Raw genomic sequence first — 12,678 nt, 5'->3', positions numbered from 1 at the left:
AAATATAAATATTAGAGATTATTTATTTTGAAAAACAGGATTTAAAATATGGTATAATATAGAAAAAGAAAATACTTGAAAAAAGGATGGTTATATTTTTGAAAGGAGCTGAATAATATGGATTACAACAAATTAGAAGAACAGTTTAACTTTATAACTCATTATATAGGAGCAGGAATGGCAATAGCTGGATGTGTTTCATTGATAGTACATGCAGTAAAAACAGGGTATCCAAATTATATAGTGGGATCTGCTATATTTGGAGGAGCTCTTATTCTCATGTATGTTATGTCAGGAACTTATCATTTGCTTGAAGAAGGAAAGGCAAAAAAAGTATTTAAAATACTTGATCATTCAGCAATATACATATTAATATCTGCTTCATATACACCTTATCTTCTTACAGTATTAGAAGGAAAAAGCAGATGGATTCTTTTTGCAATACAATGGGGATTGACTTTTTTAGGGATAATATTTAAAATATTCTTTGTTGGAAGATTTAAAATTCTTTCCACTTTATTATATATACTTATGGGATGGATAGTTGTCTTTGTATTTAAGGATTTAAAAAATTCTTTAAGTCCAATTTCTCTAAATCTTCTTGTAATAGGAGGAGTTATATATACAATAGGAACAATATTTTATGCAATGAAGAAACTTAAATTTGCTCATTTCATATGGCATATATTTGTAATAGGAGGAAGTGTTCTTAATTATCTTTCTATTTACAATATTATTCATATATAAAAGGTGAAATAAATGAATATTCTTATAGTACAAAAAGATATAGATATAAAAAAATATTTGAAAAAAGGTTTGAGAGAAGCAGGATATTCTGTAGAGGATAGTTCTGATTGGGAAGAAGCATATTATCATGCTGTATCAGGAAATTATGAGCTTATAATACTTGATAGTGTTATTGGGAATAAAACTGGAATAGAACTTTGTGAAAAAATAAGAAAAGAAAATAGTGAATCAGGGATAATATTTATATCTTCTGAAGATAAAATAGAGAAAAAAGTAGAAGCTCTAGATGCAGGAGCTGATGACTATATTACTAAACCATTTTCTTTTATAGAACTCTTAGGAAGAATCCGAGCAATAATAAGAAGGACTGCAAAAATTTTTGCTGCTGGAAATAATATAATTACAATAAAGGATTTATCTATAGATTTTCTTACCAGAGAGGTTAAAAGAGGAGATAAACTTATTGAACTTACATATAAAGAGTTTTCTCTGCTTGAATATTTGGTAAGAAATAAGAATCTTGTTCTCAGCAGAACAATGATAAAAGAAAAAATATGGAGTATAAATTTTACAAGCAATACTAATATAGTAGATGTATATATGACACATTTAAGAAGCAAAATTGACAGAGAATATAAAGAAAAATTAATATATACAGTAAGAGGAGTAGGGTATATCCTCAAAGGGTAAAAGGAGAAGAGTATGAATTTTTATGTAAAAATGCTTATAAAAGTTTTAGAAAAGAGCATGAGTGCACAAGAAAGTGAAGTTTTAAAAAAATTAAAATCTGGAATAGATTTAAATAATAAAGATAGAAAACAATTGGAAGAGATGATTGATAATTTATAAAATATCTCTGACAATAGGAGGCAATAATGAATTTTTTACATGACAGAAAAAAAGCTGCTATTATATACAAGAATAGAGAATATTCATATAAAGAGCTGCTGACAGGAATAAAGTATTATTCTACATTATTAAAGATAAAAAAAGATGATAAAGTTGTTGTATACATAGAAAATAGACCTGAAATAATAGAAGCACTTTTCTCAGTATGGAATTCAAAGGGAATAGGGGTTGTATTGGATGCAAGTTATACTGCAGAACAGCTTCTTTATGTATTTGAAGATGCAGAGCCTCAATATATTTATGCAACAAATAAAAATTATAAAAATGCAATAGAAGCTAAGGAAAAATATGGAAAAGAAATAGAAATAATAAATATAGATGAAATAATAGTACCAGAAAATTTTATACCAGATGATTATGAGGTAAATATAGATAATACAGAGGATGTAGCTTTACTGCTATATACTTCTGGAACAACTGGAAATCCCAAGGGTGTAATGCTTACATATGCCAATCTTTTATCTAATATAAATGCTATAAAAGCGATAGAACTGGTAGATGAGACTGATAGAATACTTGCTATACTGCCATATCATCATATATTTCCATTAAATATAAATCTGCTCATGACCATGTATTTTGGAACTTTAGTTGTAATATTAGATGAAATGTCTTCAGAGGCTTTGAAGAAAGCTTTAAAAGATTACAAAATAACTGTAATAATTGGAGTGCCAAGAATATGGGAAATGTTACACAAAGCTATAATGGGGCAGATAAATAAAAATTGGATAATTAGGAAATTATTTAAGTTATGTCAAAAAATAAACAGTCAAAGACTTAGCAGATTAGTGTTTAAAAAGGTCAATGATGAATTGGGAGGTTCATTGAGAGTAATGGCATCAGGTGGAGCTAAGCTAGATCCTCAAATAGCCAAAGATTATCTTACTCTTGGACTTCCACTTATGGAAGGATATGGACTTACGGAGACCTCTCCTATTATTTCATTCAATAATCCTCATAGAATAAAGCCTGGAACAGTAGGAGAACTTATACCAGATATAGAAGTACAAATAGCCGAAGATGGAGAAGTACTTGTGAAGGGTGCCAATGTAATGAAAGGGTATTACAATAATCCTAAAGCAACAGCTGAAGTAATAGATGTTAATGGCTGGTTTCATACAGGTGACCTGGGTAAACTAGAAAATAACTATCTTACTATTATTGGAAGAAAAAAAGAAATGATTGTTCTTTCAAATGGAAAAAATATTAATCCAAGTGATATAGAAAGTGAAATATTTAAAGGAACAGATATTATAAAAGAAATAGCTGTCATGGAATATAATAATCATTTAATGGCAGTTGTATATCCTGATTTTGATTTAATAAAACATAGAAAAATAACTAATATAAAAGAAACATTGAAATGGGAAATAATAGATAAATATAATGTTACAGCTCCTAAATATAGAAAAATACTGGAAATAAAAATAGTAAAAAATGAACTTCCAAAAACTAAACTTGGGAAAGTAAGAAGATTTATGCTTAATGATTTTCTGAAAGGACAGGTAATAGAAAATGGTAATGAAGAAAATTCAAATGTTACATTGAAAAAAGAAATAATAGTACCAGGGGAATATAAAATTGAGTATGAAACTTTGAAAGATTACATTGAAAAAAATTATAATACAAAAGTTACACCAGATGCTCATTTAGAACTTGATTTAGGATTAGACTCATTGGATATAGTAGAAATATTATCTTTTATAGAAATGAGTTTTGGAATTAAAATAACAGAAGAAGAATTTACTGATATAAAAAATGTGTTGGATATAGCTAAGTTTGTGAAAAAAAAAGGTGGAAAATTTAGCGAAAATGAAGTTGACTGGAAAACAATTCTCAATCAAGATACAGATATAAAGCTTCCAAGATCAGCATGGGTAGGAAAGTTTATGAGAGTCTTGTTGAAACCAATGTTTAGTATTTATTTTAGTTTAAAAAAAGAAGGCCAGGATAAAATACCTTCAGAGTCAGCAATATATATTGGAAATCATCAAAGTTTTTTGGATGCTCTTATCTTTAATCAAGCAATACCAGCTGCTAAGATGAAAGATACATATTACCTTGGAACAGTAGTACATTTTGGTTCACCTTTAAGAAAATATTTAGCTGACAGAGGTAATGTCCTTATTATAGATATAAATAAAAATCTGAAAGAAACTTTGCAGGTAAGTGCAAAAGTACTAAAAGAAGGTAAAAATCTCGTTATATTTCCAGAAGGAGCAAGGACAAGAGATGGAGAGATACAGGACTTTAAAAAGACTTTTGCTATTCTTTCCAAAGAATTGAATATACCAGTTGTTCCATTTGGAATAAAAGGTGCATATGAAGCTATGCCTTATGGACAAAGGTTTCCTAACATGATGCCAATATCTATAAAGTTTTTTGATAAGGTAATGCCAGAAGGATTGACAGTGGAAGAAATAGTTGAAAAAAGTAAGGATAAAATAGAGTTATGGTTAAAGTAAAATAATAAAACAAAAAAAGAGATTAGCTGTAAGATAAAAAACTTTTCAGCTGATCTCTTTTAATTTTATGATTATTAGTTATCTGTATAGTTATCAAAATATCCTTGAATTAAAACAATAGGAGTTCCTTTATCTCCACTTCCAGAAGTAAGGTCACATAGTGAACCTATAAGATCTGTAAGTCTTCTAGGAGTAGTTCCTTGGGTTATCATCTGTCCTTTAAGATCAGAGTTTTTATTTTTTATAGCCTCAGCAACTGCTTTAGTCAATTCTTCACCAGTAAGCCCAGCAAGATCATTATCAGCAAGATATTTTAATTTTATTTCATTAGGAGTTCCTTCTAAACCAGGAGTATATCCAGGAGAAACTACAGGGTCAGCAAGTTCCCATATTTTTCCAACTGGGTCTTTAAATGCTCCATCTCCATACACCATTACCTCAATAGCTTTTCCAGTTTTATCTAAAAACATTTTTTGAATAGCAAGAACAGTACTTTCGCAATTACGAGGGAAAAGTTTTATAGTATCTTCAGTGGCTTTATTAGAACCTAATAATCCGTAATCTTCGTTATATCCGCTTCCATTTAGAGAGGAAGTAAGGATTTCATCCATACCAAATACTATTTTAGCTCCAGCTTTTTTTAATAATTTTCTAGTTCTGAAACGAGTGTGGATATCGCAATTTAGAACGCAATCAGTGTAATTTAAAATAGCAGTAGGATTATTAGCAAATATTACTTCTACCTCAATTCCTTGTTCTTTAATTAAATCTGAATAATATTCAATATAATTTACACCAGTAAATTCATGAAGAGGTTTTCCAAATTTTTCAGTAAACTCAGTCTCATTGAGAATATCGCTCCAAGGATTTACTCCTTTTTCATCTAAAAGCTCCATATCAATGAAATGATTTCCAACTTCATCAGATGGATAACTGAACATAAGAACAATTTTTTTAGCTCCTTTAGCTATTCCTTTTAAGCACACAGAAAATCTGTTACGGCTTAAAATTGGAAAAATAATACCAATAGTATTATCTCCATACTTATTTTTTATATCTGCTGCAATATTATCAGTAGTAGCATAATTTCCTTGAGCTCTGGCAACAATAGATTCTGTAACAGCAACAATGTCCTTGTTTCTCAGTGTAATACCATCACTTTCAACAGCAGCTAGTACTGCTTCAACCACAAAATCTTCAATTTTATCACCTTGATGAATAATAGGTGCACGAAGTCCTCTAGAAATAGTCCCAATTAGTCTTCCCATCACATTCTCCTTTAAAGTTATTAAAGTATTAACAGTTAATTATAATACATATTTAAAAATATGTAAACCATTTATTTGGAAGATAAAATTTTATATATTTAAAAAATAAAAAAAAATTTTTACATGATGTTTTTTATAAAAATTCTTTATATTGAATTAATACAAAAATATGATAAAATTTAAGAAAATATTAATTTTAGAAAGGAGAAAAAGTTGATAGAAATAAAAGAAAAAGTTTTGAAGTATATGAAGAAAAATAATTTTAATGGAATAATTCTAAAAAAAGAGATACAAAGCTTTGGATGAGCAGGTTGCCAAGATGTAATTCAGGGTGAATTCATAAGAGATATAGTTAATGTTTCACAAAGGGAGATAAAATACATTATAAAAGATATAGAAGGAATAAAAGTGTTTATTCCAGAGTATTTAAAAAATGTAAAAGAAATAAGAATAAGTTCATTATTCAGTGTTTTTAGTAAAATAATGATTTTAAATATTGAAATAACATATGTTTAGAATATATATGGGTGTACTGTTTTAATTGTCTAAAATTATAAAATATGTTATAATTATACTAAATGATTAAAATATTTAGGGGGATAAGTTGGAATTTGTAAAAGATTATAATAAGACAGCAATAATATATGAAGGAAGAAATATAAGCTACAAAGAAATGATAATAAAAGCTAAGATTTTTTCTTCACAGGTTTTGATAGAAAAGGAAGACAGGGTTATTATCTATATGGAAAACAGACCAGAATTTCTTTATTCATTTTTAGGAGTTTGGGACAAATCAGGAACATGTGTATGTCTTGATTCAAGTTTATCAGGAGATGAACTTGTTTATTATATAGAAGATTCTGATTCAAAATATATTTACACTTCACATAATAATCTTTCAAATGTAAAAAAAGCTTTAGAGATAGTTGGAAAAGATTTAGAAATAGTAATTGTAGACGATGTTAAAGATTATGAAATAACAGATGAACTTATTCTCAATTCACCAGAACCAGAAGATATAGCCTTAATGTTGTATACTTCAGGAACTACTGGAAAACCTAAGGGAGTAATGTTGAAATTTGATAATATACTTGTTAATATAGAAGGATTAGATAAATATAAAATGTTTATTAAAGAGGACATTGTTCTAGCACTTCTTCCAATGCATCATATATTTCCATTGTTGGGATCAGGAGTTGTTCCTTTAGCTAAAGGAGCTACAATTATATTTCTTAAAGAAATGTCTTCTCAGGCTATGATAGATGCTTTTCAGACTTATAAAGTAACCATGATGATAGGAGTACCAAGACTATGGGAAATGCTTCATCAAAAGATAATGGAGAAAATAAATGCAGGAAAAATAACTAAATTTATTTTTAAATTATGTGAAAAAATAGACAGTATATCTTTTAGTAAGAAAGTATTTAAAAAGGTACACGATAATTTTGGAGGAAATGTAAGATTTTTTGTATCAGGGGGGTCGAAACTTGATCCAAGAGTTTCAAGAGATTTTCTTACACTTGGATTAAAAGTGTGTGAAGGATATGGAATGACTGAAACTTCTCCAATGATTTCATTTACACCATTAAATGAGATAAGACCAGGATCAGCAGGAAGAATACTTCCAGGAATAGAAGCAAAAATAGCAGCTGATGGAGAGATTGTTGCTAGAGGCAGAAATGTAATGAAAGGATATTACAATAAGCCAGAAGAAACTGCTGAAACAATTGATAGTGAGGGATGGATACATACAGGAGATTTAGGTGAAATAAAAGATGATTTCCTATATGTAACTGGAAGAAAAAAAGAAATGATTGTTTTATCAAATGGAAAAAATATTAATCCAATTGAGATAGAACAACAAATAATGAATAAAACAAATCTCATTCAAGAAATAGTTATAGCAGAAATAGATTCTGTGCTTACAGCAGTTATATATCCTAACTTTCAAAAAATATATGATGAAAAAGTAACTAATATAAAAGAAACATTAAAATGGGGAGTCATTGATTCATACAATGGAAAAGTACCAAACTATAGAAAAATACTTGATATAAGAATTGTGCAGGAAGAAATGCCTAAAACCAAAATAGGTAAAATAAGAAGATTTATGATATCTGATATGTTAAAGAAGAGGGAGACAGAAAGTCTTCAAATAGAAGAACCAAAGTATGAAGAGTACATTTTTATAAAAGATTATTTAATAAAAGCTAAAAATAAACCAGTATCTCCAACAGCTCATATAGAACTTGATTTAGGAATGGATTCTTTAGATATGGTAGAGCTCTTGACTTATTTAGAGAGTAATTTTGGAGTGAAAGGAGCAGAGAATATAATTCTTGATAATTCAACTGTAGAAAAACTAGCTGAATTTGTAAAAGAAAATAGAAGTGATGAAAAGATAGAAGAAATTAATTGGAAAGATTATTTAAATAAAGATGTAGAGGCTGATTTACCTAAATCAAATATAATAACAATAATTGGGAAATTTTTTACATGGCTTCCTTTTAAGTTATATTTAAGAATACAAAAAAGTGGGTTGGAAAATCTGACATCAGAGCCAGTTATTTATGCTGGAAATCATCAAAGTTTTTTAGATGCTTTTATATTTAACCATTCAGTTCCAACAAGATTACTTAAAAATATATATTATCTTGCAAAAGTAAAGCATTTTTCTAAAGGGTATATGAGAAAACTTGGGGAAAATTCAAATGTTATTCTTGTGGATATTAATAAAAATCTTGGAGAAGTACTTCAGACAATGGCTAAAGTATTGAGAAGTGGTAAAAGTGTTGTTATATTTCCAGAAGGAGCAAGAACAAGAGATGGAAAGATGCTGGAATTTAAAAAAGCATTTGCTATTTTAGCTAAGGAAATGAATATACCAGTTATTCCATTTGGAATAAAAGGAGCTTTTGAAGCATTTCCAGCTAATAAGAAGTTTCCTAAAGCTTCTAAAATAAAAATTAAGTTCTTTAATAGAATTTTACCAGAAAAATTAACTTATGATGAAATCGTAGAGAAAACAAAAGAAAACCTTGAACATTGGATAGAAGATAAAAAATAGCTAAAAAACCTGATTTAACAATTACTAAAGTATAGTATTTGAATCAGGTTCTTTTATTTTATAATTCAGTTTCATCAAATTGTTTATTTTTATTAAAATAATAATAGTAGTCTACTCCTATTTTTTTTAATTCTTCTTTTGTTAAAGAAAGGTCAGTATTTGTATTAAAAATTATTTTGATGTTATTATCTATATATTCTTTTATGAGTAAAAAATTTTGAATATCTCTAATTTCAATAAGTTCTGGTTTTTCCTGAGCAACTACATTTAAATTTATTGGTATACCTCTATCTTCTTTATTGAGTTTAAGATATTTAAAATTACAATTTTTAGTTTCTTTGTAAAATTTTTCCCAATCTGTTATTCCTTTTATATCAAAAATAATATTATTTTCATTAAATTTGAGAGAGGATATCAATGTATGAATTCTATCAAAGAATATACTATTGTCTAGGACATAATTCAATCTTAGAGTATAAAAAAGCTTCTTGTCATTATAATTGTTTTCAATGGCCATTTGAAATGATTTTTCAAGAAGTTTTAAAACTAGAGTTTCAAATGTATCATCTTCAAAAGCCATTTGATACATAAGATCTTTATCATTAAATCCTATTATAGAAAAATCTTTTATGATTTTGTAACCATAAATAGAATCATCTTCCAAACTAAAAACAGGAATGAAATTAAAATTTATTTTTTCAAGAATTCTTTTAAAATAAAATTGAACCACAGTCCACCTCCGAATAATTAATAACTAAAAGATTTAGTTCCATCAGTTAAGAGATTTAAATCAATAAATCTGAATTCTTCTAAAATATTTTCAGAAAATTCAGAAAAGTTTTTTCTGTTTGGAATTTTTTTAGCTATACTGATTACTCCATCTATTAATTTTTTCTGAGTTCCATTGTCTGAAAAAATATTTTTAGAAACAGCAATAGACTTATATGGATTCTCAGAATTTTCTAGATTATACATGATAGGGTCAGAAAGAAGTTTATGACCTTTATATATTTCTTCTTTCACTATCTCTAAAAGATCTAAGAAATCTTTTTTTTGAAAATAAAAAACATCATTTGTTTCTTTGTAAAAATTATAAACTTTATTGTTATTAGTTATAATTATAAAATCCATGATACACCTCCCGCTATTTTATTATCACATAAATGAACAATAGTCAATACAAGAAGCTAAAAAAATTATATTATTTTTATATTTTATAAAGAACATATAAACAAAAAAGTAAAAAAATTAAAATAGGTATTATTAAAAAATTCTTGACATAATTTGAAAAAATAGATATACTTACTTTTAGTAAAAAAGGAGGTAAAAGAATGGAAGGAATAAAAATTTTATTATTAAAGCAGATAAATTATTCTATTTTCAATTCTTTTACATTTATTTTTAAAATTTTTATAGGAATATTGTCTTTAAAATTAATTCATATATATTTATCTTAAAAAAGGATATGACAAGATGTTATATCTTTTTTTTTAGAAAAACTTTTAAATTATAGGAGGTCAAATGAAAGGGAAGCTTATTCTTGAAAATGGTATGAGTTTTGAAGGAAAAATTTTTGGAGAGTTAGGTGAAACTGTTGGAGAACTTGTTTTTAATACAGGTATGACAGGATATCAGGAACTTTTAACAGATCCTTCTTATTATGGACAGATAGTAGTGATGACATATCCCATGATAGGGAATTATGGAATAAATTTAGATGATATGGAATCTTCTAAAATAAATTTAAAAGGGTTCGTTATTAAAGAAGATGCAAAACTTCCAAATAATTTCAGATGTGAAATGACTTTGGATGGTTTTTTAAGACAAAACAAAGTTATAGCATTTAAAGGTGTAGATACAAGGCAACTTACAAAAATAATAAGAGAAGAAGGAGCTATGAAAGCTATAATCACTTCTCAGGATCTTACTCAAAAAGAAATAGATAAACATTTTGAAAGATTTTATAATAAAGATGCTGTAAGCAGAGTAAGTACAAAAGAAATTTATGAAATATCAGGTACAGGAAAAAGAATTGGAGTAATGGATTTTGGAATCAAAAGAAATATTCTTAGGAGCTTTAAGAAAAGAAACTGCCATATGGTAGTTTTCCCTTGGAATACAACTGCTGAAGAGATAATGAAGTATGATCTTGATGGATTGTTTCTTTCAAATGGACCTGGAGATCCAGCAGATCTTACTGGAGTAATAAATGAAATAAAAAAGATAATAGGGAAACTTCCTATAATTGCAATATGTTTAGGACATCAGCTTTTAGCATGGGCATTAGGGGGATCAACAACTAAGTTAAAATATGGTCATAGAGGATGCAACCATCCAGTTAAAGACTTAGAGAAGAATAAAATATTCATAACATCACAAAATCATGGTTATGTTGTAGATAATGTACCAGAAGCTATGAAAGTGACTCATATAAACCTGAATGATAATTCTATTGAAGGAATGAAAAGCAGTGAATTGAGAATAATGTGTGTACAGTACCATCCAGAGGCTTGGCCTGGGCCATCTGATTCTGATTATTTATTTGATGATTTCTTACAAGTTATAGAAGGTTAATTTAAAGTTTGAGGGAGGAATAAAATGCTAGATAAGTCTATAAAGAAAACATTAGTAATAGGTTCAGGACCAATTATAATAGGACAGGCAGCAGAGTTTGACTATTCAGGAACTCAAGCTTGTGAAACACTGAAAAAAGAGGGAATAGAAGTTGTACTTATCAATTCTAATCCAGCAACAATAATGACAGATAAAGCAGTAGCTGACAGAATATATATTGAACCAATTACTGCAGATTTCGTAGAAAAGGTGATAGCTAAGGAAAGACCTGACTCTATTCTTGCAGGAATGGGAGGGCAGACGGCATTAAATATGGCTGTAGAGTTATCTGAAAAAGGTATTCTTGAAAAGTATGAAGTAAAAGTAATAGGAACACCTATTGAATCTATAAAAAGAGGAGAAGACAGAGAGCTATTTAGAGAAGCTATGGAAAAAATAAGTGAACCTGTTATTCAAAGTAAAATAGTGGAAAATCTTGAAGATGGATTCAAAGTAGCAAGAGAAATAGGATATCCAGTAGTTGTAAGACCTGCATATACACTTGGAGGAACTGGTGGTGGATTTGCATATAATCCTAAAGAACTTGAAGACATACTTATGAAAGGGTTAGCTTTATCAAGAGTAGGGCAGGTTCTTATTGAGAAATCCATTTTAGGATGGAAAGAAATTGAATATGAAGTAATAAGAGATAAAGATGGAAACTGTATTACAGTATGTAATATGGAAAATATTGATCCAGTAGGGATTCATACAGGGGATTCAATAGTTGTTGCCCCTTCTCAAACTTTATCTGATAGAGAGTATCAAATGCTTAGGACTTCTGCTATTAAAATAGTAAATGAAATAGGGGTTATTGGAGGATGCAATGTACAATTTTCTCTCCATCCAAAGTCATTTGAATATGCAATAATAGAGATTAATCCAAGAGTATCAAGATCGTCAGCACTGGCTTCTAAAGCAACAGGATATCCAATAGCAAGAGTAGCAACAAGATTATCATTGGGATATCTGCTAGATGAAGTAAAGAATGAAGTAACTGGAAAAACTTTTGCCTGCTTTGAACCTGCTCTTGATTATATAGTTGTAAAAATACCTAAATGGCCATTTGATAAATTCAAAAAAGCTGATAAAAAACTTGGAACAAAAATGATGGCAACAAGTGGCAGAAATGCTGAGAAGAGGATATATTAAAGAGAAACTGCAAAAGATAACAGGAATTGATAAATTCTTTATGGAAAAAATTGAATGGATTGTTAAGCAGGAAGAAATTTTAAAAGATACAGAATTTAAAAATTTAGATGAAACATATTTAAGAAATCTTAAAAAGAAAGGATTCTCAGATAAAGGAATAGCTTCTTTAATGGGAGTTACTGAAAAAGATATTGAAAGAAAAAGAAAATATTTTCACATAGAGCCAGTATATAAAATGGTAGACACTTGTGCTGGAGAGTTCAAGGCATCATCTTCATATTATTATTCAACATATGATCAGTATGATGAAGTAGAAGTATCTGACAGAAGAAAAATTGTAGTAATAGGTTCAGGACCGATCAGAATAGGTCAGGGGATAGAATTTGACTACTGTACAGTCCACGCAGTAAAGACACTGAAGAAATTAGGAATAGAAAGTATAATAATCAATAATAAC

9 protein-coding genes and 1 pseudogene are annotated in these 12,678 nt (G+C 28.3%); 7 read left to right on the top strand and 3 right to left on the bottom strand.

All coding sequences use genetic code 11. From position 1 onward, the window contains the following. Positions 1 to 117: 117 nt before the first annotated feature. The 4 genes from trhA to E6771_RS01245 are packed head-to-tail and all read left to right on the top strand — an operon-like array spanning position 118 to position 4,121. Entirely contained in the window at positions 118 to 747 is a 630-nt protein-coding gene (gene trhA / locus E6771_RS01260; protein WP_316089057.1) for a PAQR family membrane homeostasis protein TrhA, read from the top strand. A gap of 12 nt (positions 748 to 759) precedes the next feature. Beyond that, positions 760 to 1,437, top strand: coding sequence for a response regulator transcription factor (locus tag E6771_RS01255; protein ID WP_316089055.1), 678 nt, complete (start codon positions 760 to 762; stop codon positions 1,435 to 1,437). A gap of 12 nt (positions 1,438 to 1,449) precedes the next feature. Then, positions 1,450 to 1,596, top strand: a complete 147-nt coding sequence (locus E6771_RS01250) for a hypothetical protein (RefSeq protein ID WP_005951366.1) — start codon at positions 1,450 to 1,452, stop codon at positions 1,594 to 1,596. Between the two features lie 26 nt (positions 1,597 to 1,622). After that, on the top strand, positions 1,623 to 4,121 hold the full coding sequence (locus tag E6771_RS01245; protein WP_316089052.1) for an AMP-binding protein: 2,499 nt from the start codon (positions 1,623 to 1,625) through the stop codon (positions 4,119 to 4,121). A gap of 74 nt (positions 4,122 to 4,195) precedes the next feature. On the opposite strand, the gene E6771_RS01240 is transcribed toward E6771_RS01245, so the two are convergent. Beyond that, positions 4,196 to 5,389: a coenzyme F420-0:L-glutamate ligase gene (locus E6771_RS01240; protein WP_316089050.1), complete on the bottom strand. Its 1,194-nt coding sequence runs from the start codon at positions 5,387 to 5,389 to the stop codon at positions 4,196 to 4,198. A 604-nt stretch (positions 5,390 to 5,993) separates the two neighbouring features. On the opposite strand from E6771_RS01240, the gene E6771_RS01235 reads away from it, so the two are divergent. Next, on the top strand, positions 5,994 to 8,456 hold the full coding sequence (locus tag E6771_RS01235; protein ID WP_316089048.1) for an AMP-binding protein: 2,463 nt from the start codon (positions 5,994 to 5,996) through the stop codon (positions 8,454 to 8,456). Positions 8,457 to 8,514: 58 nt separating this feature from the next. Here the strand turns inward: E6771_RS01235 and E6771_RS01230 are convergent, their stop codons facing one another. Continuing rightward, positions 8,515 to 9,186, bottom strand: coding sequence for a hypothetical protein (locus E6771_RS01230; RefSeq protein ID WP_316089047.1), 672 nt, complete (start codon positions 9,184 to 9,186; stop codon positions 8,515 to 8,517). 17 nt (positions 9,187 to 9,203) lie between these two features. Further along, positions 9,204 to 9,587, bottom strand: a complete 384-nt coding sequence (locus E6771_RS01225; protein WP_316089045.1) for a GrdX family protein — start codon at positions 9,585 to 9,587, stop codon at positions 9,204 to 9,206. 390 nt (positions 9,588 to 9,977) lie between these two features. On the opposite strand from E6771_RS01225, the gene E6771_RS01220 reads away from it, so the two are divergent. Together E6771_RS01220 and carB are read left to right on the top strand one after the other, a co-directional pair. Beyond that, positions 9,978 to 11,030, top strand: a complete 1,053-nt coding sequence (locus E6771_RS01220; protein ID WP_316089043.1) for a carbamoyl phosphate synthase small subunit — start codon at positions 9,978 to 9,980, stop codon at positions 11,028 to 11,030. 24 nt (positions 11,031 to 11,054) lie between these two features. Further along, positions 11,055 to 12,678: pseudogene (gene carB, locus E6771_RS01215) on the top strand (carbamoyl-phosphate synthase large subunit); the annotation flags it as partial.

The sequence above is a fragment of the Fusobacterium sp. genome, assembly GCF_032477075.1.
GTDB lineage: Bacteria > Fusobacteriota > Fusobacteriia > Fusobacteriales > Fusobacteriaceae > Fusobacterium_A.
The sequence above is the reverse complement of the archived record's forward strand: the minus strand, read 5'-3'. Positions and strand labels throughout refer to the sequence as shown.

Bases quoted from the DNA above. Each gene is read 5' to 3' on its own strand.
- E6771_RS01255 (WP_316089055.1), top strand. From the start codon at position 760: ATGAATATTCTTATAGTACAAAAAGATATAGATATAAAAAAATATTTG.
- E6771_RS01220 (WP_316089043.1), top strand. From the start codon at position 9,978: ATGAAAGGGAAGCTTATTCTTGAAAATGGTATGAGTTTTGAAGGAAAA.
- E6771_RS01245 (WP_316089052.1), top strand. From the start codon at position 1,623: ATGAATTTTTTACATGACAGAAAAAAAGCTGCTATTATATACAAGAAT.
- E6771_RS01240 (WP_316089050.1), bottom strand. From the start codon at position 5,389: ATGGGAAGACTAATTGGGACTATTTCTAGAGGACTTCGTGCACCTATT.
- E6771_RS01225 (WP_316089045.1), bottom strand. From the start codon at position 9,587: ATGGATTTTATAATTATAACTAATAACAATAAAGTTTATAATTTTTAC.
- trhA (WP_316089057.1), top strand. From the start codon at position 118: ATGGATTACAACAAATTAGAAGAACAGTTTAACTTTATAACTCATTAT.
- E6771_RS01250 (WP_005951366.1), top strand. From the start codon at position 1,450: ATGAATTTTTATGTAAAAATGCTTATAAAAGTTTTAGAAAAGAGCATG.